Genomic DNA, 22,359 nt, shown 5'->3' with positions numbered 1-22,359 from the left:
GACAAAAGATAGCCAGCAAACGGATAATTTACAGATTTTTATTCTATTAAAAATCAAATTATTGTATTTTAATAAAGAAATTAACGATTTTTTAGGAATTAAGCAATGCAAAATATCGGGATGTCGTCAAAACTCGACAATGTCTGCTACGACATTAGGGGTCCTGTACTCAAACATGCTAAGCGCATGGAGGAAGAAGGGCATAAAATCCTAAAGCTAAACATTGGTAACCCCGCCCCTTTTGGTTTTGACGCCCCGGATGAGATTCTGGTAGACGTGATTCGCAATCTACCGACCTCTCAAGGCTACTGTGATTCCAAAGGTATCTACTCTGCGCGTAAAGCCGTGGTGCAGCACTATCAACGTAAAGGCATCCGCTCCCTTGATGTTGAAGATGTTTACGTTGGTAACGGTGTGTCAGAACTGATCGTAATGGCGATGCAAGCGCTATTGAACAATGGCGATGAAATGCTCATCCCAGCGCCGGATTACCCGTTATGGACAGCGTCGGTTGCATTGTCTGGCGGTAAACCGGTTCACTACCTATGTGACGAGGGCGCAGACTGGTACCCAGATCTAGAAGACATCAAAAAGAAAATCACACCAAAAACACGTGGCATTGTTCTGATCAACCCGAACAACCCAACAGGTGCGGTTTACAGTCGTGACTTCTTGTTGGAAGTGATTGAGATTGCACGTCAGCACAAGTTGATCATTTTTGCAGATGAAATTTACGACAAAGTGCTTTATGACGGCGCCACACACACTTCCGTTGCCACGCTAACCGAAGATGTATTGGTAATGACCTTTAATGGTCTATCAAAAGCGTACCGTGTTTGTGGTTTCCGTGGTGGCTGGATGTTCTTAACTGGCCCTAAGCACTTAGCACAAGGCTACATTAACGGTCTTGAACTGCTGTCTTCGATGCGTCTATGTGCCAACGTTCCAATGCAGCATGCGATTCAGACCGCGTTGGGTGGCTACCAAAGCATTAACGAGTTAATCCTACCGGGTGGTCGCCTACTTGAACAACGAAACCGCGCTTACGAGCTGATCAACCAGATCCCTGGTGTTTCCTGTGTGAAGCCAAAAGGTGCAATGTATCTGTTCCCGAAAATCGATACTAAGATGTACAACATTAAGAATGACCAACAGATGGTGTTGGATTTCTTGAAGCAAGAGAAAGTACTGTTGGTGCAAGGTTCTGGCTTTAATTGGCCGAAACCAGACCACTTCCGCATCGTGACCTTACCACACGTGGAAGAGCTCGAAACCGCGATCGGACGCTTTGAGCGATTCTTAACGACATACAGCCAGTAGTAATTACTGCTGAACTCTCATATGCTTAGAGGAGCTCCCAGTGAGCTCCTTTTTCGTATTAAATGCCAAAACCGCTGACCGAATAGTTAGTGCGTTGGCGTTCAGGAGAGAGCAATGATAGAAAGCCATTTTTTCGCCCACCTCGCACGAATGAAACTGATCCAACGTTGGCCCTTGATGCGCTCCGTATCACCAGAGAACGTCTCGGAGCACAGCTTGCAGGTTGCTTTTGTCGCCCACGCACTCGCCCTAATCAAAAACAAAAAATTCGGCGGTACTCTTAACCCTGAGCGTATTGCTATTCTCGCCATGTATCATGACTCTAGTGAGGTTTTAACTGGCGATTTGCCGACACCCGTCAAATACTACAATCCGGAAATTGCCAAAGAATATAAAAAGATAGAAGCGGCTGCCGAGCAGAAACTACTGTCGATGTTACCTGAAGAATTCCAAGATGATTTCGCACCCTATCTACTTTCTCACTCAGCCCATGCAGAAGACGCAAAAATTGTAAAACAAGCCGATTCCATTTGTGCCTACTTAAAGTGTCTTGAAGAGTTGAGTGCAGGCAATCACGAATTTGCCTTAGCGAAGAAGCGCCTCGACATTACTCTACAAGAGCGCAAGACACCTGAAATGGAATACTTCTTACATACCTTTGCCCCAAGCTTTGAATTATCGCTGGATGAAATCAGCTAATTGATGGAGAGAAAAGTGTCGTTTGAATTAGATGCCCTATGGCAAGAACGCCATGATGATGAGCACAAAATCCGCCGTGACGATCATCGTAGCCCCTACCAGCGTGACCGAGCGCGGATCTTACACTCCGCCGCATTCCGCCGCTTGCAGGCGAAAACTCAAGTGCATGGCAACAGCTTAGAAGACTTTCACCGTACTCGCCTGACTCACTCTCTTGAAGCAGCACAATTGGGTACGGGCATTGTCGCTCAACTTAAGAAGAAACAACCTGAGTTTCGAGACCTTCTGCCGTCTGACAGCTTGATCGACTCTCTCTGTTTAGCGCACGATATTGGTCACCCACCCTATGGTCATGGCGGTGAAGTGGCTCTGAACTATATGATGCGTGAGCACGGTGGATTTGAAGGCAACGCCCAAACCTTTCGCATTGTTACCAAGCTAGAACCCTACACTGAGCACTTCGGCATGAACCTTTCGCGAAGAGCATTGCTTGGGCTAATTAAATACCCCGCTCTACTCAGCCACACGCGTGCAGTTTGCTTACCTGAACCTGTTGAGCATCAGCGTAAACTCAAAGCCAAAGACTGGAGCCCAGCAAAAGGCATTTACGACTGTGATAAAGACTTGTTTGATTGGGTCATTGCACCATTAACCGACAACGACAAAGCGCTGTTAAGCCAAATGCGTTGTCGTCCAGAATCGGATTTTGAGCACTGTAAAACACGATTCAAATCGCTCGACTGTTCGATTATGGAGCTCGCAGACGACATCGCTTATGGCGTGCATGACTTGGAAGATGCCATCGTGCTTGGCATGGTAACTCGTCAACAATGGCAAGAAGGTGCAGCAAGTCAATTGGCAGATTGTGGCGACCCATGGTTTGAAGCACACATAGGTTCTATCGGACAAATGCTGTTTAGTGGTAAACACCATGAACGTAAAGACGCGATTGGCGGTATGGTAAATGCGCTATTAACCAGCATTTCCATCAAGGTCGTTGATGTACCATTTAATAACTCGCTACTCGCATGGAATGCTTGTTTAGAGCCACATATGGCTAAAGCACTCGATGTACTTAAAAGCTTTGTTAGCCAGTACGTAATCCAAGTACATCAGGTACAAATTGTTGAGTATAAAGGCCAGCAAATCATCATGGATGTATTTGAAGCTCTGAGCGCTGATCCGGAGCGTTTATTGCCAAAACACACTCAAGAGCTTTGGCGAACAGCAAGTAATGAGAGTGCCAAGATGCGCGTGATTGCCGACTACATCTCGGCCATGACGGATGGCCATGCGCAAAAGCTGCATCGTCAATTGTTCTCTTCTATCGTTTTGTAACGCAAGGAAGAGCTACTCGCCTTTCAAATAGTTCTTTTCAAATACGCCCGGAGGCATCTGGGCGATTTGAAATTCAATCATCTTCTCAAACGCCGTCAGCAATGGCTCAAAATCTTTGTCTGGCTCTACCAAGCTCAGCGCATGGTATCCCGCTTCGACCGTCGATAAGCTGTTTTCAGATGGCGCTTTGCGAATCGTATAATGACCTTGCAGATTCTCTGGCAACTTCACCGTTGGTATAGCATGCAAGTTAGTCGATAGCTGCCACATCTTGTAGGCTTTCTTCCAGGTACCATCAAGCAAAATCAAACGTATTTTCTTAACGGAAGCACTTTCATCTGCAGATAGCGTAGAAAGACACAACGACTGCTCAGACGGGTAAAGAATAAAGTGTTGGTAAGCATCATCTTCTAGTAAAGCATTTAAGGCATCATTATCAGAAAAGTCTTCTCCGATCAGACAAGTACAATGATTTAAGCTCAAATTGAGAATTCTTGCCGTACCAAGGGGACGATGTTCTTCACTCATATGCTGAAGGATGATAAGTTCAACCTCGTTTGCTAGCGGTACAATCCATTGGCAAATACAAGCTTTGCGCGATTTTCCACACTGAGAACAATAACGAGACATAGAGTGAACCTTTATACATTGCTGAGCATCATCAGCGTTATCTGTTTAATACTACAATTCGAACCAATGGCAAGCCTAACCGAGTGGCACGCTTACAATATACGCCACGGCGAATGGTGGCGAATCGTAACAGGAAATCTCACGCATACCAACTTTGCTCACTTAGGTATGAATCTGGCTGGTTTATGGGTGATCGGATTTATCTTCCGCCCTACCGTGCGTAATTTCACCATCGTATTTCTGGTTTTGTGTACCTTCGTTGGTGCAATGAACTTGTTCACCAATATGTCGGTTTATGTCGGGCTGTCTGGTGTGCTGCACGGCTTATTCGGTTTCTGGGCTCTGGCTGAGGTTTTCGACGGCAGGAGAAGCAGTTTAGTGCTCGTAGGTGGTTTGATTGCTAAAGTCGCTTGGGAGCAGTTCTACGGTCCTTCAGCGAGTACAGCAGCCATGATTGGTGCTCGCGTAGCGGTTGATGCCCACTTGTTCGGCGCCATCGGCGGTTTGAGTATGGCATTGATTGAAAGAGGCCTGCACCGACGAGTGTTTGGTTAAGTAATCAACTGTCAGACAAAAACAAAAAATCCCGAGTCAATAAAAGTAGGCGACTCGGGATAGCAGGAACATTATTTTCTACGTTTATAACAAGATACGCTGAAGATTCTTTTCAACCGTAGCTGACCCTATACCTTTAACATTCGACAAATCAGCCGCAGTTTTAAATGGGCCGTTCTCTTGGCGATACTCAACGATATCATTCGCTTTCTTTAACCCGATACCTTTCAGCAGCGTCGCTAACTCCTCTGCCGAAGCTGTATTTACATTAACCGTAATTTCAATACCTTCATGTTTACTGTTGCTCTCAGCTGCGACTCCATGGCTAACTGGTGCAAGCACGCATAACAGTACTGATAGAATCCACTTCATTTTCATTGCCTTCTCCTCCTTCATCTTTGGCTTAAAAGCAATCTATGGGATATAGAAAGATCAAAAAAGTGAAGAGCGACAAAAATAAAACGGGCCGCTATTGCGACCCGTTTTTTTTAACATGCGAATTACACTCGTTTTGTTTAGTTGCTCACAACGAAGTATTCGATATCCGTGTTAGCACGAAGAACAGAAACGACAGAAGCAAGATCTTGTTGCGCTGAACTACGCAGCATTTGCATTGCAACTTGCTGTTCTAATTCACCGTCAAGCTCTGCAGTTACCGCATCTAGCTCAATGATAACGATGTTACCAGCAAAGTCTTTCGATTGACCAAACACAGGTTTACCTTCAGTAGGTTTTGCCATCGCAAATACTGTGCTTGCTAACGGAGAACGGCGATCAATTGATTCCTGCTCACCAAACGCTAGTTTGTTTTCTGCTAGGATTGCGTCATCGCCAGCTTGTAGAGATTCAACAACTTTATCACCTAGAGTCAGTGCTTGTTGCTCACCTTTAACACGTGAAAGTTCAGTAATAACTTGCTCTTTTACTTGCTCTAGAGGAAGAACCGTTTCATCACGAGCATCTTCAACTCGAACAACAATGATGTGCTCAGGCGCTACTTCGATTGCTTCAGAGTTCAGGCCATCTTCTTTCACTTCAGGGCTAAGAATCGCTTGCATTACTGCTGGGTTATTAAGAACTTCTGGCGCATCAACTTGAGAGATGAAGTCTGTTGTCTTCACTGTTTGACCAACAGCTTGTGAAGCATCGTCTAGCGAGTCTGGGTATTCAAATGCCACTTTTTCAAGTTCGCTTTGCAACTCGTAGAACTGATCCACTGCTTTTTGATCAACCATTTCTTTCTTGATCTCAGCTGCGACTTCAGTAAATGGTTTAGCAACCGAATCTTTTAGCTCTTCAAGCTTGATGATGTGGTAGCCAAAATCAGATTTCACTAAACCAGTTGTGTCGCCAACATTCTTAAGTGCAAATGCTGCTTCTTCAAATGCTGGGTCCATAACATCACGTTCAATCCAACCTAGGTCGCCGCCGTTTTCAGCACTACCAAAGTCGTCAGACTTTTCTTCTGCCAGCTTAGCGAAGTCTGCACCACCGTTTAGCTCATCAAGAATTGCTTGCGCTTTCGCTTCATCATCACCTTCAACAAGGATGTGTGCTACGCGACGTTGCTCTTCTGAAGAGTACTTATCTAGGTGCTCGTCGTAGTATTGCTTAACGTCTGCGTCAGAAACTTGGATTTGCTTTTTCAGTTCTTCTGCAGATAGCTCGATGTAAGCAACTTTCACTTGCTCTGGGCGAGTAAAGTTATCTGGGTTTGCTTTGTAGTAATCTTGGATTTCTTCATCTGTTAGTTCTACATGCTTAGCGAAGTCATCAAGATTAATTGTGATTGTGCGAATATCACGTGTTTGTGTAAATAGCTTGCCTTCAGCTTGTACTTCACCCGGTAGAGTAAACTCACTCAGTTGAAGTGCGTTTAGAAGCTGTTCACGTACAAGTTGGCTACGCATGTACTCAGCAAATGAATCTGGAGAGTAACCTGCGCGGCGTAATGATGCTTGGTAAACATCTTGGTCAAACTTACCATTTGATTGGAACTGAGGTAGTTCAAGAATCATGGTACGGATTTGGGCATCGCTAATACGAAGACCTAGTGATTCTGCTTGCTGATCCAGTAAAACGTCATTGATCATACGATCTAAAACAGATTTGCGGAAAGACTCAACATAAGCAGGGTCAGCTAGCATTTGAGCGAAAGAATCACCAAATTGAGCTTGCATACGGTTACGCTCGTTTTGGTAAGCCATTTCAAACTCGCCACGGCTGATTTCAGTGTTGCCTACTTTAGCTGCCGCGTTGTTGCCACCACTTGTTAGATAGCTCCCTACCCCTGCGAATACGAAAGACAGGATGATCAATCCAAGGATAATTTTGATCGCGATGCTGTTCACGCCTTCGCGTAATCGATCCATCATAATTTAACTGCTCTCCACAATTGAAGCTAAACGCTTCCAATAGAAAAATGTAATGACGCGATAATATCAGAAAAAGAAATGCGCATCAGTAGGATGCGCATAATTTCAAAAAGTTCGGCAGAGACTTTGTAAATTTTTGTTCAAAATAAGCATTTTGAACAAAAAACACGCAAAACGCGAAGGCTCAGAAACCGAGATAAGATCGCTAGTATTAGTTACAAGCGTCTTTTAGAGCTTTACCAGCTTTGAATGAAGGAACTTTCGCTTCTGCGATTTGGATCTCTTCACCAGTCTTAGGGTTACGGCCAGTGCGAGCTGCACGAGTGCGAACGCTAAAAGTACCGAAGCCAACTAAAGCAACTTGGTCACCTGATTGCAGTGTGCCACCAACAGCTTCGATGAATGCATCTAGAGCACGGCCAGCTGACGCTTTAGAGATGTCTGCATTTTCTGCGATTTTTTCTACTAATTGAGTTTTATTCACTGTGATTTCCCCTTTGTGTCATCTGTGATTATTTTTGTGATGACTTTTCGTTCCATATAAAAATAAAGTAGCTTCAGGCCTTATTCCTAAAGGGCTGACAGCTGTCGAACTTAACTTAGTGCCAAAAAAAAACGCTGACAAGCCTTTTTGGGCCTATCAGCGTAAAGTTTTACTTATTTTTGCTGCACATCACTATTTTTTAGCTTCAAACTCAACCCCGGTAGGGTCTCGCTCTAGTGCAACTTTCAGAACTTCGTCGATCCACTGTACTGGGATAACCTGCAGATCTGCGATAACGTTTTCTGGAATCTCTTCCAAATCACGCTCATTGTCTTTCGGAATCAGTACCGTTTTGATGCCACCACGGTGTGCCGCAAGTAACTTCTCTTTTAGGCCGCCGATAGGTAGAACTTCACCACGTAGTGTGATTTCACCTGTCATACCCACTTCTGCTTTTACTGGGTTACCCGTCAAGCTAGAAACTAGTGCAGTACACATTGCGATACCCGCACTTGGGCCATCTTTTGGTGTCGCACCTTCTGGTACGTGCACGTGGATGTCACGTTTTTCGTAGAAGTCTGAGTTAATACCCAGCTTTTCAGCACGTGAACGTACAACCGTCATTGCCGCTTGGATCGACTCTTTCATTACGTCGCCAAGAGAGCCGGTTTGAGTCAGCTTACCTTTACCAGGCATCGCTTCCGTTTCGATCGTTAGTAGATCGCCGCCAACTTGTGTCCAAGCTAGACCAGTTACTTGACCAATACGGTTGCTGTCATCCGCCTTACCAAAATCATGACGTTGAACACCTAGGTATTCTTTTAGGTTGTCCATTGTCACCGTCACAGACTTCAAGCTTGTATCAAGCAGGATGTTCTTCACTGCTTTACGGCAGATCTTAGAAATCTCACGCTCTAAGCTACGTACACCCGCTTCACGCGTGTAGTAACGAATAATGCCGATGATCGCTGAATCTTCGATAGTAATTTCGTTTGGCTTCAGACCGTTACGCTTCACTTGTTTATCAACAAGGTGACGTTTGGCAATGTTTAGCTTCTCATCTTCTGTGTAACCAGAAAGACGAATCACTTCCATACGATCAAGTAGTGGACCCGGAATATCCATCGAGTTAGACGTCGCGACGAACATTACATCAGACAAATCGTAATCTACTTCTAGGTAGTGATCGTTAAATGCATTGTTTTGTTCCGGATCTAGTACTTCTAGCAATGCTGATGATGGATCACCACGCATATCTGAAGACATCTTGTCGATTTCATCCAGAAGGAATAGTGGGTTTTTCACACCGACTTTCGACATCTTCTGAATAAGCTTACCTGGCAATGAACCAATGTAAGTACGACGGTGACCGCGGATCTCTGCTTCGTCACGCACGCCACCCAGTGCCATACGTGTGTACTTACGGCCTGTAGCTGCAGCGATTGAGCGACCCAACGATGTTTTACCAACACCAGGAGGACCAACAAGACAAAGGATTGGACCTTTCAGCTTGTTGATTCTGTTTTGTACCGCTAAGTACTCCAGAATACGTTCTTTCACACGCTCTAGACCATAGTGGTCTTCGTTTAGAATCTCTTCTGCTTTCGCTAGGTTCTTCTTCACTTTAGAACGCTTGTTCCAAGGCACGCTTACCATCCAGTCGATGTAGCTACGTACCACTGTCGCTTCTGCAGACATTGGAGACATCATCTTAAGCTTTTGCAGCTCTTGTTCTGTCTTCTCACGTGCGTCCTGAGGCATTTTCGATTCTTCAATCTTTTGCTTCAGTGTTTCAAACTCATCAGGCGCATCTTCCATCTCACCAAGTTCTTTCTGAATCGCTTTCATTTGCTCATTCAGGTAGTACTCACGCTGAGATTTCTCCATCTGTTTCTTAACGCGACCACGGATTCGCTTTTCGACCTGAAGCAGATCGATTTCAGATTCCATTTGACCCATCAAAAACTCTAGACGTTCCGTGATATCAACAATTTCAAGAACTTGTTGTTTATCTACCAGCTTAAGTGGCATATGCGCAGCGATAGTGTCGGCTAAACGCGCCGCTTCATCAATGCCACTCAGTGAAGTAAGAACTTCTGGTGGAATCTTCTTGTTCAGTTTGATGAAACCTTCAAACTGGTTGATCGCACTACGAACAATGACTTCTTGTTCACGCTCATCCAATTCAGGAGTCACGATAAACTCAGCTTCAGCCAAGAAGAAGTCGCTTTCTTTAAAATGGTTGATTTTGGCACGCTGTTGGCCTTCAACTAGCACTTTTACTGTGCCATCAGGCAATTTTAGAAGTTGAAGAATCGTCGCAACTGTACCGACCTCAAAAAGGTCATCAACGGATGGCTCATCAGTGTCTGCTTGCTTTTGCGCCACAAGCAGCACTTGTTTGTTCGTTTCCATCGCTGTTTCTAGACAGCTAATTGATTTCTCACGACCAACAAACAAAGGGATAACCATGTGTGGGTAGACCACTACGTCACGTAGAGGTAATACCGGGATCTCGATACGCTCGGAACGTTCCAAGTTCATATAATTCTCTCTTCCGCTTTCACGTTTAACGTATTACTTAAGGCAGTATATGGGGGCTAATTGTTTGGATTCAATAAGAGAAATAAAAAAAGGAGGTAATTACTTACCTCCTTTTTATTCATGGCTGAATTTATTCTGCTCCAGCAGCCTGATTGTCGGCAGTGCTGTAAATAAGCAGTGGTTCTGATTCACCGTTAATGACTGATTCATCAATCACGACTTTACTTACGTCCGTCGCTGATGGCAGTTCGTACATGGTTTCTAGCAGAACGCCTTCTAGAATTGAACGCAGACCGCGAGCACCAGTCTTACGCTCCATTGCTTTCTTAGCGATAGCACGTAGCGCATCTTCACGGAACTCAAGTTCAGCGTCTTCTAGCTCAAACAATGCTGCGTATTGCTTAGTTAAAGCGTTCTTCGGTTCACAAAGGATCTGAATTAACGCTTCTTCATCAAGCTCTGTCAGTGTTGTTGTTACCGGCAGACGACCAATGAACTCAGGAATCAGGCCGTATTTCACTAGATCTTCAGGCTCTACCTGCATAAATAGTTCACCGACCGTTTTGGTTTCGTTTTTAGAACGCACTTCTGCGCCAAAACCAATACCTGTGCCTGTCGCTACACGCTGTTCAATCACTTTATCTAAGCCAGCAAATGCACCACCACAGATGAACAGGATCTTAGACGTGTCCACTTGTAGGAACTCTTGCTGCGGATGCTTACGGCCACCTTGTGGTGGAACCGACGCAACCGTACCTTCGATAAGTTTTAGTAGCGCCTGCTGAACACCTTCACCAGATACGTCACGCGTAATTGATGGGTTTTCAGCTTTACGAGAAATCTTGTCAATTTCGTCAATGTATACAATGCCGCGTTCAGCCTTAGCTACATCGTAATCACATTTTTGCAGAAGCTTCTGGATGATGTTTTCAACGTCTTCACCTACATAACCCGCTTCGGTTAATGTGGTTGCGTCAGCCATTGTAAATGGCACATCCAAGAATCGAGCTAGCGTCTCAGCAAGCAGTGTTTTACCACTACCCGTTGGGCCAATTAGAAGGATGTTACTCTTACCAAGTTCCACACCTTCGCTCGTTGTATCACCATTGCGTAAACGCTTGTAGTGGTTATATACCGCAACTGCGAGCACTTTTTTCGCGTAATCTTGTCCGATCACATAGTCATCAAGATGTTCACGGATCTGTTTTGGCGTTGGTAACGCTTCAGATTCTTTCTTAGGGAGAACATCTTTAATTTCTTCGCGAATGATATCGTTACATAAGTCGACACACTCGTCGCAAATGTAAACTGACGGACCTGCGATTAGCTTGCGAACTTCGTGCTGACTTTTGCCACAGAAAGAGCAGTACAGCAATTTGCCGCTACCACTTTCTTTGCTTTTATCTGTCATTCGCTAACCTCTTAGCCTTTACTCTTTATGAATGAGTGTATATCAAATTTAGCCAAAATGCGCTGGCTAAATTACTCGCCGCGGTGGCTCAACACTGCATCCACAATACCGTATTCTACTGCCTGATCTGCCGACATGAAGTTGTCACGATCGGTATCGCGTTCAATCACTTCAAGAGGCTGGCCAGTATGTTCTGCTAATAGGTTGTTTAGCTTCTGCTTGATGGTCAGGATTTCCTGAGCATGAATTTGAATATCAGAAGCCTGACCTTGGAAGCCACCTAATGGTTGGTGGATCATCACTCGTGAATTAGGCAGAACGTAACGCTTACCTGGCGCACCACCTGCAAGCAGGAACGCCCCCATAGAGCAAGCTTGACCCATACATACAGTACTTACATTTGGTTTGATAAACTGCATAGTGTCGTAGATAGACATACCTGCAGTTACGCTGCCGCCTGGTGAGTTGATGTATAGGAAAATGTCTTTATCTGGATTTTCAGATTCTAGGAAAAGTAGTTGAGCCACGACAAGGTTTGCCATGTGGTCTTCCACTTGACCTGTTAGAAAAATCACACGCTCTTTCAATAGGCGTGAGTAGATGTCGTAAGAACGTTCGCCGCGGGAAGTTTGTTCAACCACCATTGGCACTAGCGCGTCAATAATTGGCGACATTGCATTTTTTTCTTGGTAGCTCATATTCTTATGTCCCTAAAATAAATGGCCCGGATGATAAGTATCACACGGACCATTGTTAGCAGAATAGTCGACGTTAAGTCAACCTTCTACGCAAGATATTGCTTATTAAGCAGCAGGTTGTTGGTTAAGTAGCTCGTTGAAGCTTACTTCTTTCTCAGTAACCTGTGCTTTAGCGATGATCGCGTCGATAGCTTGCTCTTCTAGAGCAACGTTACGCATGTTGTTCATCATTTGCTCGTTTTGCTCGTAGTAAGCAACAACTTCTGATGGATCTTCGTATGCTGTAGCCATTTCTTCGATTAGCGCTTTAACTTTCTCGTCGTCAGCTTTTAGTTCTTCAGACTTGATTACTTCACCTAGTAGAAGACCTACAACTACGCGACGTTTAGCTTGCTCTTCGAACAGTTCACGTGGAAGCTGTGCAGCTGCTTCTGGGTTACCACCGAAGCGTTGTGCAGCTTGTTGACGTAGAACTTGGATTTCTTGTTCGATAAGTGCCGCTGGTACGTCAATGTCGTTTTGTGCAACTAGACCGTCGATAGCTTGCTCTTTGATGCGAGTCTTAATAGCTTGCTTAAGCTCACGCTCCATGTTCTTACGAACTTCAGCTTTAAGTGCTTCAACGCCACCTTCAGCAACACCAAACTTAGAAACGAACTCGTCGTTTAGTTCTGGTAGTTCACGAGCTTCAACTTTGTTCACTTTGATAGCGAACTTAGCTGCTTTACCTTTTAGGTTTTCAGCGTGGTAATCTTCTGGGAAGTTTACGTCGATTTCGAATTCCATACCTTTAGTTTTACCTTCGATACCGTCTTCGAAACCTGGGATCATGCGACCTGCGCCCATTTCTAGTGGGAAGTTTTCAGCTTTACCGCCTTCAAACTCTTCACCGTCGATAGAGCCAACGAAGTCGATGCTTACGCGCTTACCAGCTTCTGCAGCTTCTTCAACTTCAGCCCAAGTAGCTTGTTGCTTACGTAGAGTTTCGATCATCTCTTCTACGTCTGCATCGTTAACTTCAGTTGTTGGTTTTTCAACTGTGATGCTTTCTAGGCCTTTTAGCTCAACTTCTGGGTAAACTTCGAAAGTTGCAGTAAATACTAGGTCTGCGCCTTCGTTGTTTTCAACTGGAGCGAAAGTTGGTGCGCCAGCTGGGTTGATTTTCTCTTTTACGATCGCTTCGATGAAGTGACGTTGCATAACTTCACCAAGAACGTCTTGACGTACTGCTTTGCCGTACATCTTAGCAACCATTTTTAGAGGCACTTTACCCTTACGGAAACCATCGAAACGACGGTTTTTAGCGATGTTGCGTAGTTCAGCTGTAACAGCATCTTCGATGTTTGCAGCTGGAACAGTAATGTTAAGACGGCGCTCTAGGCCTTCTAGCGTTTCAACAGTAACTTGCATTATATATAAACCTCTAAAGTGGCTCGGTGTTTCCGAGCGTATGAGCGAACTCTCTGGAGTTAACGCTTCATCCTTGTGTAGTGCTCTATCCGAACACTTAATTTAAAATCGAGTATCGACACTGAATTTCAGTGCCGGACTAATCAGTGATATCTTCAACAAACCTGCTAAAGGTATCTCCTATTAGCCTCAGGACAGAATTTTAGACGCGACATTCTAGCGATCTGTTGTAACCCTGTCGAGCCAATCGCCACTATCTGCGCATTGTCTGTGCTAAATTCTCAAACGCCGACCTCATTTTCACTCAATCGGGCTCTTATCTAACGCCTATATACGCTAGCCATATCTAGAATGGGGACAATAGCGACTTTTTCAAGAGAATCGACTGGTTTTTTTATCGAAAAGCCTAAAAAGAGATCTTGCTCTTGTTTTACTCCACAGAGTTGGAAACTATTTCGCCATTCGTTCAAACAAACCATTAACATTTCTTTACATGGACTTATGAAGAATTAGGAGCATGAAAGGATGTCACAGCGTCGCCGTATTTTGCTGTTTTTTTTCACCTCATATTTCTTCTGCGCACTACTTGGCGGTAGGTGGGTTTGGCAGCACAGTTATCAAGACCTACTCGACGAACACCAATCACAACTCGAACGCTTTTCTAGTCATATTCAGAACAAGCTCGATAAATACGCGCATATCCCTCATTTATTAGCAAAAGACGCCCCCCTGATTGACGCACTGCTCACCCCAAACAATAGCGCTCAGCTTGAAATCACTAATCGTTACCTTGAATCCGTAAATGAGGTTATCGAAGCCGCTGATACCTATTTAATTGACCAGTATGGCACGACCATTGCCGCGAGTAACTGGCGCAAACCGCGATCATTCGTCGGTCGAAATTTTGCCTTTCGTCCTTATTTCAAACAAGCCATCGTCGGCAGTAATAGTCAGTATTATGCACTTGGTTCAACCTCGGGTAAGCGGGGTTATTACTACTCCTACCCCATTATCTATGCAGGCGGTGCTATTGGTGTAGTGGTGGTAAAAATGGATCTAAGTAAAATAGAAGACATCTGGCAACAAGCGGCAAGCGTATTTGTTGCAAGCGATCCTGCCGGGATTATTTTTATGAGTAGCCGCGCTGATTGGTTATTTAAAAGCCTAAAACCGCTCAGTGAATCACAGAAAGCACAGGTTTGGGCAAGCAAACAGTATTTAGATACCGAAATCGTCAGCCTTGATTTAGTCGGTAACTTAGAAGAGCAACATACTGAAGCAAAACAGGGTTATCCGTACAATAAAGGAACCCTGGTTATTTCCTCTATGCCATTGCCTCAGTTGGGGCTAACAATCCGAGTGATTTCTCCGCGTCATTCTGTGTTATGGACAACAATGAGCTATCTGCTCGTGCTCACGCTGTCCTTTACGATCTTGTTCCTCATCGGACAGCTTATCTACCACCGCCAACAACGCCACATCCAACTAGAACGAGTGCAGCAAGAGGCCAATCAAAAGCTGGAGTTTCAAGTCATGGCACGAACCGCTGAGCTTCAAGCCGAAATTGCCCAACGAGCAGAAACAGAGCAAGTATTACGCCTCACACAAGATGAGCTAATACAGGCCGCTAAACTGGCAGTATTAGGGCAAATGTCAGCAAGCATTAGCCATGAACTAAACAACCCTCTCGCGGCAATTCGTAGCTTTGCTGAGAACGGTAAACTCTTTCTACAAAAAGAGAAATTTGATCGCGTTGAAGACAACCTGACACGCATTTCTGCACTCACCGACAGAATGGCCAACATTAGTCAACAATTACGCTCCTTCGCGAAGAAAACCAGTGGTAATGAACTGATTCGTGTTCACCTTTTACCTGTTGTGGCCTCAGTCAAAGAGTTAATGAAACCTGCATTCAAATCGGCTCGCGTAACGTTAGAAACAAATTTGATAGAACAAGATGTTGAAGTGCAGATTAATCCCATTCAGCTCGAACAAGTGCTGGTGAACTTACTGACCAACGCGTTAGAGGCCCTTAAAGAAAAAGAAGACAAACAGGTTGTGCTATCCGTTGAGCAAGACGAAGAGTCCCGGCTCGTATGGATTCATGTTGACGATAATGGCGCTGGACTCGGTGAGTTCACACTTTCAGAACTGTGTGAGCCATTCTTAACCACCAAACAAAATGGCTTAGGTTTGGGGCTTTCTATCTCACAGCAAATTTTAGCCAGCATGAACGGTAAGTTAAGTGCACAGAATCGAGAACAAGGTGGTGCTCGATTCTCTCTTTGCCTACCAATGACATCAACCAGTGCCAAACTTTCAGAAGGATGAGACCATGTGCCAGGTGTTTTTTATTGATGACGAAGCAGATCTCAGACTTGCAATCGAGCAAACTTTTGAACTAGCCGAAATCGATGCTTGCTTCTTTCCTGACGCTGAATCGGCCCTAATTGCGATGCAACAAGGTGAAAAGGCAGGTGTTGTAATCACAGATATCTGTTTGCCAGGCATTTCTGGTATGGATTTGCTGACCACACTTAGTCAACGCGATGAGGATTTGCCTGTCATCATGATCACTGGCCATGGTGATATTTCTACGGCCGTTCAAGCCCTTCATCAAGGAGCTTATGACTTTATTGAAAAACCTTTCGCACCTGAGCATTTGCTTGAAACCGTTAAACGCGCCATTGAAAAACGTCAACTAACCAATGAAAACCGTAAGTTACGCCAATCACTCAAAGCCAGTAAAACACTTGGACCAAGAATCATCGGGGAAACTCCAAGTATTCAAATGCTACGCGAAACCATTGGCCACATCGCTGATACGAATGCAGACATCTTGTTGTTTGGTGAAACAGGAACAGGTAAAGAATTGATCGCCCGCTCTCTGCATGAACAGAGCTCCCGCCGCAATCATAACTTCGTCGCGGTAAACTGCGGTGCGGTGCCTGAAAACCTGATTGAGAGCGAGTTGTACGGTCATGAAAAAGGTGCCTTCACAGGAGCAGAAAGTCGCCGTATCGGTAAGTTTGAGTTTGCTCAGGGCGGAACTCTATTTTTAGATGAAATTGAATCGATGCCAATTCAGGCACAAATACGTTTACTCCGAGTGCTTCAAGAAAGAGTGATTGAACGTGTTGGTTCTAACGAGCTTCTGCCACTGGACATTCGGGTTATTGCTGCGACGAAGGTCGACTTAAAGCAGGCTGCCGAAGAAGGTACATTTAGACAAGACCTCTATTATCGCCTTAATGTTGTCACCCTCGATTTGCCGCCAATGCGGGAACGTAAAGAAGACATCCCTGCTCTGTTCCACCACTTCTTATTGGTCGCCGCATCACGTTACGGAAAAACCTCACCCAGTCTATCTCCCCAAGATTTGGCCCAGTTGATCGCACACGACTGGCCGGGCAATGTGCGTGAATTACGTAATGCGGCAGAACGATTTGTTTTGCTAGGCAAACTCTCTCAATTAAGCGAAGCACCATCCGCCCCCCCAACCATTTCAAGCCTATCTGAGCAAGTTGCTGAGTTCGAGAAGGCCGCAATAGAGAACGCATTGCTGGAAAATAGCGGTAGCATTAAGCAAACCATGGAACAATTGAATGTGCCTCGAAAAACTCTGTACGACAAGATGCAACGTTATCGGATAGATAAAGACATATATAAAGAAAATGGCAGTTGAGCTTTCTTCACTCACCTAAATTGAACCATACTTTTTAGACGAACAAGCAATCATGGTTTCTTTGAGTATGAGTGAAAAAATCAGAGTACCGTTCATCAGTGACACCGTCATAATTGATGGCCACTATCAAGAGGAGAGGCGTTCAGGAGAAGAACGCCGTAAAAGTAATAAGAAGTGGAATGGATATGAACGAAGAGTCAACCCAGATCCTCGCTCATCGATCCACAAATCAATAGATGAAGAGGTTTAGTTCACCTCCTCATCTGTAGTTTTCCATTTACTTAGTAATAATCTCTGGCCCCATTAGTGTTGTTGGTAACCACGTCGATACCCATGGCACATAAGTAACGATTATGAGGAACAAGAACATCACGGCCACCCACGGTAAAGCAGCTTTCACTACATTCATCATAGACATTTTCGCGACCCCAGCAGTCACAAACAAGTTGAGCCCAACTGGTGGGGTTATCATACCTATCTCCATATTGACCACCATCATGATGCCCAAGTGAATAGGATCGATACCGAGTGCGATTGCAATCGGGAATACCAAAGGCGCAACGATGATGAGCAAGCCTGATGGTTCCATGAACTGACCACCAATCAGCAGCAGAACGTTTACTACGATCAAGAAAGTGATTGGTCCGAGACCCGCTGACAGCATGGATTCGGTAATCATCTGCGGAATGCGTTCTTCAGTAAGTACGTGCTTTAGAATTAAGGCATTGGCGATGATAAACAATAGCATGATTGTCAGCTTACCCGCTTCATAGAGGGTATGCTTAGTGTCTTTATGTACAAAGGTTTGAATCACTTTTACTATCGCTGGTTTGGTATCTTGTTTATCAGCAAATGGTCCCATGTCTTTGTAGATAAAGTTCGCGATAAAGAATGAGTACACTGCCGCAACCGCCGCAGCCTCTGTTGGTGTGAAAATACCGCCATAGATACCACCAAGAATGATCACCACCAGCAACAAGCCCCAGCTCGCATCTTTGGCTGCATCAAACGTTTCTTTCCATCCCACAAATGGTTGCTTAGGTAGATTCTTAATCCTCGCGGCAATGTAGATGGCGATCATTAACATGACACCAGCAAGCAAGCCCGGAATCACACCACCAAGGAACATTCGTCCTACCGACACATCCGTTGCCGCAGCATACACTACCATTACGATCGAAGGTGGAATCAAAATACCCAACGTTCCGGCGTTACAAATGACGCCCGCAGCAAACTCTTTCGAGTAACCATTTTTGATCATACCCGCGATAACGATACTACCAATCGCGACCACGGTCGCTGGAGACGAACCTGATAGCGCGGCAAACATCATACACGCCACTACCGACGCCATGGCTAAGCCACCACGGAACCAACCCACAATGGCAATCGCAAAGCGAATGATGCGTTTAGCAACACCACCAGTAGACATAAAGCTTGAGGCCAAGATAAAGAAAGGAATCGCTAACAAAGTGTAGTGGCCAGCAAACGCATTAAATAAAGTTTGTGCAACGGATGCTAAAGACGCGTCTGAATGCATTAATAGAAATAGAATACTGGAAAGACCCAGCGAGACAGCAATTGGCACACCGATCAACATGAAGCCAATAACCATCAAGAATAAAAACAGAATATCCATGATTTATTGCTCCTTACGATCTGATGATGACGTTGAACCACTTGGAATCGCATCGGCGGCTTCGCTCAACTCTTCTTTCAGAGCTTCTAGCTCTTCTTCTGCTTCATGACCAGCAATTAAACGATCCAGCTTCCCAGTCGCAATTTGCCAAGTAATTTGTACAAAACGGAAAGTGAGTAACGCCATCCCAAGTGGCAAAGCAAAGTAAGGAATAAATCGTGGTAGCTTCTCGTAGCGTTCGCCTTCATTGAGCCATTCAGCTAAAAACTGAAACACTTCAGGCATAGGAATATCATCAGTTTCATACCAAGCACGCTCAGTGACAAATGGATACCAGTAGTTCCAAGAGCCGATCAAAAGCAAAATAGAAAACGCCAAACAGCAAGCAGAGGCAAGAAGTGCAAAGATTTTACGTTTTGGCTCTGAGACCATATTGATAATCACATCGACACCAATATGAAAGTGCTTCTTCACACCATAAGACGCCCCGACCAAAACCATCCATGCAAACATGAATACCGTTAATTCTAGAGCCCAAAGAATATTGTCATTAAAGACGTAGCGAAAGATCACGTTGGCAAACGTCAGCAGGGTCATAGCACCAAGAAAGAACGCTATCAACGTCTCTTCTATGGCATCGGTGATTCGCCCGGCCTTGGCAAAAAATGTCTGTTCCATAATTACATCACGTTATTATTCGGAAAAAGAGGCCCTCTCCATATGTTGGAACGTACGAGGGCCGGTCTAATGTTGTTATTGCTGGTTAGAAGCTAGCGCAGCATCGATTAAGTCAGAACCAATGTCTTTCTCAAACTTCTTCCACACAGGCTGAAGCGCCGTTACCCACTCTTGGCGCTGTTCTGCACTCAGAGAGCGAACCACACCACCTGCTTCAATAATGTTGCTCTTGTTAGCAAGGTTCACTTTGGTTGACTCTGCGTTACGCTGAGCGGAGACCTCTTGAATGATGGTATTTAGCTGTTCACGCTGGTCATCAGGTAGATTTTTCCAGAAGTCATTCGACGTCACTACGAGGTAATCCAGAATGCCGTGATTGGTCTCAGTAATACCGTCTTGTACTTCGAAGAACTTCTTACCGTAGATGTTTGACCACGTGTTTTCCTGACCATCGATGACTTTGGTTTGTAAACCGCCATACACTTCTTTAAACGACATTTTTTGTGGGTTTGCGCCAAGCTGTTCGAACTGGGCGACCAAAACGTCCGATGCTTGCACGCGGAACTTCAGCCCTTCGGCATCGCTTGGCAACATTAATGGCTTGTTGGCGGACATCTGCTTCATACCGTTGTGCCAGAACGCCAGGCCTTGCAAGCCACGTCGCTTCATTGCGTTCTTCAACTTCTCGCCAGATTCTGAGTTTTGAAAACGGTCAACAGCTGCAACGTCTTCAAATAGGAATGGAAGGTCGAAAATGCGGTACTTCTTGGTGAATTTCTCAAACTTTGAAAGAGAAGGAGCAGCGAGTTGAACATCACCGTTAAGCAGCGCTTCCAGTACTTTATTGTCATCGTAAAGCGTCGAGTTAGGGAAAACCTGCATGCAGACTTTACCGTTCATTTCTTCATTGACGCGCTTTTCCAGTAGCGAAGCAGCAATGCCTTTCGGGTGTTTGTCCGTGTTGGTTACGTGGCTAAACTTAATCACAGTTTCACCAGGGTCACAGTTTGCAGCAGCATTAAAGCTAGTGATTGCCAGAGCAGAGACAGACAGTAGGGTTAGAGGCTTAAACATTATTATTCTCCTTGTTGAATCACATCCCATCCTTTCCATGAGTACCTAAATGGGTAGAGGGTGATGGGTACGGATGTTCTACAAGGAGCAAGTTGCAGACCAAGTTAATTATTGATTATTAGTCAACAACTTAAGATTAAAAGAAGGATAATTTAAAAAGACAAAGGGTCAAATCCACCCATACGAATGAACGAGATGGGTGGAAAATGACACATTTAAGAGGAACAGCTGATTTCCATCTTCTTGCCCCACTCTGGAGGCAGCTTGGCATAATCATCGAACTCAGGCTGTTCATCATACGGACGCTTGAGCAGTTCAGCCAGTCGATTGACTTCACTGAAATCCCCCTCCTCAGCCTTATCAATGGCAAGTTGAGCAAGGTAATTGCGTAAGATGTACTTCGGGTTCACTTGGCGCATGCGCTCACAACGTTGCTGCACAGTGACATGCTCACCGTTCTCGTCGACTTCTAACTCACAACGCGCAAGATATAAGTCTACCCATGCACTTGCCGCCTCTCGGTCAATAAACAGATCTATCACAGCTTGGGAAGGTCTAGCATCAAGATTAGAGAGTTCGCGGAAGAAGCGGGAATAGTCTGTTTTGTTTTGATTCAACAGCTCAAACATGGCTTCAAACAAGCGGCCGTCTTCGTCAACTTTGGTATGAAGGCCGAGCTTGGCACGCATCAACTCGCTGAACTTTCGACTAAGGCGCACTTCAAATTTACCAAGCGCCGTTTCGAGATCTTCTCGATCTACAAGAGGCGACAAGGAGTGCGCCAAGGCAGAAAGGTTCCAAAGCGCGATGCGAGGTTGCTGCTCAAAGGCATAACGACCTTGGTAGTCCGAATGATTACAGATGTAATTTGGATCGTAGTCGTCGAGGAAGCCAAACGGCCCGTAATCAAAGGTTTGCCCAAGTATCGACATGTTATCTGTGTTCATCACGCCATGTGCAAAACCGTAAGCCTGCCAGTAAGCAATCATCACGGCAGTTTTGTCTACAATAAGTTCGAACATTGCTGCATATGGCTTCACCGCTTTTAAGCATTCAGGGAAATGCCAGTCAATGACTTTGTCTGCAAGCAGCTTTTGCTCAGCGAGTTGATTGGTATAGAAAAAGTGCTCAAAGTGGCCAAAGCGGATGTGCGTTTCTGCGACACGGATCAGCAGTGCACCATATTCCATCTTCTCGCGATAAACTGGTGTGTAACTGTCCATCATACCTAGCGCTCTGGTGGTAGGAATCCCTAGCCCTGCCATCGCTTCGCTACACAGATATTCGCGCACCGTAGAGCGCAACACCGCACGGCCATCACCCATTCGTGAATACGGCGTCAACCCTGCCCCTTTGAGGTGAATATCAAACCAAGTGCCATCTTGGTGCTGCATTTCTGCCAGTAGCAAACCGCGACCATCACCCAGATCTGGGTTATACACCCCAAACTGATGACCCGCGTATTTCATTGCCAAAGGAGCAAATGGAGCAAAGTCCGCTTGCCCAGCAAACACATTTAACACCTCATCATTTGCAGCAACTGGTAAACCAAACTGCTGCGCGAACTCGCCATTCCAAACAACCCAACGAGTGTTGTCTAGCGGTTGTGGGGCAACATGGGTGAAAAATGCTGACGGTAGCGCACTGAATCGATGAGTGAAATTCACCCCTTCCCAAATGGACATTGCAGTTCCTTAACGAAGACTTCCTGTTAAAGAGTATACGCCGTGAACGTGGTCTCCTTCAGCCATGAATTGTGCATGGGTATTTGTGCTTACCAAGACGGCGGAACAACCCGACAAAAAAGCCACTCAATCGA

General features: G+C 45.1%; 19 protein-coding genes. 7 read left to right on the top strand and 12 right to left on the bottom strand.

Translation table 11 applies throughout. From position 1 onward, the window contains the following. Positions 1-105: 105 nt before the first annotated feature. The 3 genes from KIV41_RS16950 to KIV41_RS16940 all read left to right on the top strand — a co-directional run bounded on the left by KIV41_RS16950 (position 106) and on the right by KIV41_RS16940 (position 3,357). Entirely contained in the window at positions 106-1,320 is a 1,215-nt protein-coding gene (locus KIV41_RS16950) for a pyridoxal phosphate-dependent aminotransferase (RefSeq protein WP_010447021.1), read from the top strand. 114 nt (positions 1,321-1,434) lie between these two features. Next, positions 1,435-2,019 carry a 5'-deoxynucleotidase gene (gene yfbR, locus KIV41_RS16945; protein WP_010447019.1) on the top strand — a complete coding sequence of 195 codons (585 nt, stop codon included), beginning with the start codon at positions 1,435-1,437 and terminating at the stop codon, positions 2,017-2,019. Positions 2,020-2,022: 3 nt separating this feature from the next. Further along, a complete protein-coding gene (locus KIV41_RS16940) occupies positions 2,023-3,357 on the top strand; it encodes an anti-phage deoxyguanosine triphosphatase (protein ID WP_285337066.1) in 1,335 nt (444 codons plus the stop codon). 12 nt (positions 3,358-3,369) lie between these two features. Here KIV41_RS16940 and KIV41_RS16935 read toward each other — a convergent pair whose 3' ends face one another. Next, positions 3,370-3,987 carry a tRNA-uridine aminocarboxypropyltransferase gene (locus KIV41_RS16935; RefSeq protein ID WP_010447014.1) on the bottom strand — a complete coding sequence of 206 codons (618 nt, stop codon included), beginning with the start codon at positions 3,985-3,987 and terminating at the stop codon, positions 3,370-3,372. A 3-nt stretch (positions 3,988-3,990) separates the two neighbouring features. Here KIV41_RS16935 and rrtA point away from each other — a divergent pair, with 3 nt between their 5' ends. Next, the gene (gene rrtA / locus KIV41_RS16930) at positions 3,991-4,542 is read left to right on the top strand and encodes a rhombosortase (RefSeq protein WP_038887521.1); all 552 of its coding nucleotides are present in this window, start codon (positions 3,991-3,993) and stop codon (positions 4,540-4,542) included. Positions 4,543-4,626: 84 nt separating this feature from the next. On the opposite strand, the gene KIV41_RS16925 is transcribed toward rrtA, so the two are convergent. The 7 genes from KIV41_RS16925 to tig form a co-directional block, all read right to left on the bottom strand. Further along, positions 4,627-4,914 (bottom strand): helix-hairpin-helix domain-containing protein, encoded by a 288-nt coding sequence (locus tag KIV41_RS16925; protein ID WP_029560945.1) that lies wholly within the window; start codon positions 4,912-4,914, stop codon positions 4,627-4,629. Between the two features lie 143 nt (positions 4,915-5,057). Continuing rightward, positions 5,058-6,917, bottom strand: coding sequence for a peptidylprolyl isomerase (ppiD, locus tag KIV41_RS16920; protein ID WP_285337058.1), 1,860 nt, complete (start codon positions 6,915-6,917; stop codon positions 5,058-5,060). Positions 6,918-7,128: 211 nt separating this feature from the next. After that, positions 7,129-7,401 carry an HU family DNA-binding protein gene (locus KIV41_RS16915; RefSeq protein WP_010447007.1) on the bottom strand — a complete coding sequence of 91 codons (273 nt, stop codon included), beginning with the start codon at positions 7,399-7,401 and terminating at the stop codon, positions 7,129-7,131. Positions 7,402-7,593: 192 nt separating this feature from the next. Next, the gene (gene lon, locus KIV41_RS16910) at positions 7,594-9,945 is read right to left on the bottom strand and encodes an endopeptidase La (protein WP_010447004.1); all 2,352 of its coding nucleotides are present in this window, start codon (positions 9,943-9,945) and stop codon (positions 7,594-7,596) included. 130 nt (positions 9,946-10,075) lie between these two features. After that, the gene (clpX, locus tag KIV41_RS16905) at positions 10,076-11,356 is read right to left on the bottom strand and encodes an ATP-dependent protease ATP-binding subunit ClpX (RefSeq protein WP_045392833.1); all 1,281 of its coding nucleotides are present in this window, start codon (positions 11,354-11,356) and stop codon (positions 10,076-10,078) included. Between the two features lie 71 nt (positions 11,357-11,427). Next, on the bottom strand, positions 11,428-12,054 hold the full coding sequence (gene clpP, locus KIV41_RS16900) for an ATP-dependent Clp endopeptidase proteolytic subunit ClpP (protein ID WP_005430931.1): 627 nt from the start codon (positions 12,052-12,054) through the stop codon (positions 11,428-11,430). Positions 12,055-12,159: 105 nt separating this feature from the next. Next, positions 12,160-13,464 carry a trigger factor gene (tig, locus tag KIV41_RS16895; RefSeq protein WP_010446997.1) on the bottom strand — a complete coding sequence of 435 codons (1,305 nt, stop codon included), beginning with the start codon at positions 13,462-13,464 and terminating at the stop codon, positions 12,160-12,162. A 525-nt stretch (positions 13,465-13,989) separates the two neighbouring features. Between tig and KIV41_RS16890 the strand changes: the two genes are divergently transcribed. From KIV41_RS16890 to KIV41_RS16880, 3 genes are all read left to right on the top strand, one after another. Further along, positions 13,990-15,795 carry an ATP-binding protein gene (locus KIV41_RS16890; RefSeq protein WP_252041758.1) on the top strand — a complete coding sequence of 602 codons (1,806 nt, stop codon included), beginning with the start codon at positions 13,990-13,992 and terminating at the stop codon, positions 15,793-15,795. A 4-nt stretch (positions 15,796-15,799) separates the two neighbouring features. Beyond that, positions 15,800-17,149 carry a sigma-54 dependent transcriptional regulator gene (locus KIV41_RS16885; protein WP_252041757.1) on the top strand — a complete coding sequence of 450 codons (1,350 nt, stop codon included), beginning with the start codon at positions 15,800-15,802 and terminating at the stop codon, positions 17,147-17,149. A gap of 67 nt (positions 17,150-17,216) precedes the next feature. Continuing rightward, a complete protein-coding gene (locus tag KIV41_RS16880) occupies positions 17,217-17,399 on the top strand; it encodes a hypothetical protein (protein WP_081641268.1) in 183 nt (60 codons plus the stop codon). A 27-nt stretch (positions 17,400-17,426) separates the two neighbouring features. Here KIV41_RS16880 and KIV41_RS16875 read toward each other — a convergent pair whose 3' ends face one another. The 4 genes from KIV41_RS16875 to KIV41_RS16860 all read right to left on the bottom strand — a co-directional run bounded on the left by KIV41_RS16875 (position 17,427) and on the right by KIV41_RS16860 (position 22,225). Next, on the bottom strand, positions 17,427-18,788 hold the full coding sequence (locus KIV41_RS16875; RefSeq protein WP_285337057.1) for a TRAP transporter large permease: 1,362 nt from the start codon (positions 18,786-18,788) through the stop codon (positions 17,427-17,429). Between the two features lie 3 nt (positions 18,789-18,791). After that, a complete protein-coding gene (locus KIV41_RS16870; RefSeq protein ID WP_010446973.1) occupies positions 18,792-19,466 on the bottom strand; it encodes a TRAP transporter small permease in 675 nt (224 codons plus the stop codon). Positions 19,467-19,541: 75 nt separating this feature from the next. After that, positions 19,542-20,540 (bottom strand): DctP family TRAP transporter solute-binding subunit, encoded by a 999-nt coding sequence (locus tag KIV41_RS16865; RefSeq protein ID WP_010446971.1) that lies wholly within the window; start codon positions 20,538-20,540, stop codon positions 19,542-19,544. Positions 20,541-20,755: 215 nt separating this feature from the next. Beyond that, positions 20,756-22,225: a protein adenylyltransferase SelO gene (locus KIV41_RS16860; protein WP_285337056.1), complete on the bottom strand. Its 1,470-nt coding sequence runs from the start codon at positions 22,223-22,225 to the stop codon at positions 20,756-20,758. Positions 22,226-22,359: the final 134 nt, after the last annotated feature.

This window comes from Vibrio sp. D401a, assembly GCF_030248515.1.
In the GTDB taxonomy this organism is placed as follows: Bacteria; Pseudomonadota; Gammaproteobacteria; order Enterobacterales; family Vibrionaceae; genus Vibrio; species Vibrio rotiferianus.
Note: the sequence above shows the minus strand (reverse complement) of the source record. Positions and strands in the feature narration are given on the sequence as shown.

What these genes read in the sequence shown, in the direction of transcription:
- KIV41_RS16950 (WP_010447021.1), top strand. Translation starts at nt 106, where the DNA reads ATGCAAAATATCGGGATGTCGTCAAAACTCGACAATGTCTGCTACGAC.
- yfbR (WP_010447019.1), top strand. Translation starts at nt 1,435, where the DNA reads ATGATAGAAAGCCATTTTTTCGCCCACCTCGCACGAATGAAACTGATC.
- KIV41_RS16940 (WP_285337066.1), top strand. Translation starts at nt 2,023, where the DNA reads ATGGAGAGAAAAGTGTCGTTTGAATTAGATGCCCTATGGCAAGAACGC.
- KIV41_RS16935 (WP_010447014.1), bottom strand. Translation starts at nt 3,987, where the DNA reads ATGTCTCGTTATTGTTCTCAGTGTGGAAAATCGCGCAAAGCTTGTATT.
- KIV41_RS16925 (WP_029560945.1), bottom strand. Translation starts at nt 4,914, where the DNA reads ATGAAGTGGATTCTATCAGTACTGTTATGCGTGCTTGCACCAGTTAGC.
- ppiD (WP_285337058.1), bottom strand. Translation starts at nt 6,917, where the DNA reads ATGATGGATCGATTACGCGAAGGCGTGAACAGCATCGCGATCAAAATT.
- lon (WP_010447004.1), bottom strand. Translation starts at nt 9,945, where the DNA reads ATGAACTTGGAACGTTCCGAGCGTATCGAGATCCCGGTATTACCTCTA.
- clpX (WP_045392833.1), bottom strand. Translation starts at nt 11,356, where the DNA reads ATGACAGATAAAAGCAAAGAAAGTGGTAGCGGCAAATTGCTGTACTGC.
- clpP (WP_005430931.1), bottom strand. Translation starts at nt 12,054, where the DNA reads ATGAGCTACCAAGAAAAAAATGCAATGTCGCCAATTATTGACGCGCTA.
- tig (WP_010446997.1), bottom strand. Translation starts at nt 13,464, where the DNA reads ATGCAAGTTACTGTTGAAACGCTAGAAGGCCTAGAGCGCCGTCTTAAC.
- KIV41_RS16890 (WP_252041758.1), top strand. Translation starts at nt 13,990, where the DNA reads ATGTCACAGCGTCGCCGTATTTTGCTGTTTTTTTTCACCTCATATTTC.
- KIV41_RS16885 (WP_252041757.1), top strand. Translation starts at nt 15,800, where the DNA reads ATGTGCCAGGTGTTTTTTATTGATGACGAAGCAGATCTCAGACTTGCA.
- KIV41_RS16880 (WP_081641268.1), top strand. Translation starts at nt 17,217, where the DNA reads ATGAGTGAAAAAATCAGAGTACCGTTCATCAGTGACACCGTCATAATT.
- KIV41_RS16875 (WP_285337057.1), bottom strand. Translation starts at nt 18,788, where the DNA reads ATGGATATTCTGTTTTTATTCTTGATGGTTATTGGCTTCATGTTGATC.
- KIV41_RS16870 (WP_010446973.1), bottom strand. Translation starts at nt 19,466, where the DNA reads ATGGAACAGACATTTTTTGCCAAGGCCGGGCGAATCACCGATGCCATA.
- KIV41_RS16865 (WP_010446971.1), bottom strand. Translation starts at nt 20,540, where the DNA reads ATGTTTAAGCCTCTAACCCTACTGTCTGTCTCTGCTCTGGCAATCACT.
- KIV41_RS16860 (WP_285337056.1), bottom strand. Translation starts at nt 22,225, where the DNA reads ATGTCCATTTGGGAAGGGGTGAATTTCACTCATCGATTCAGTGCGCTA.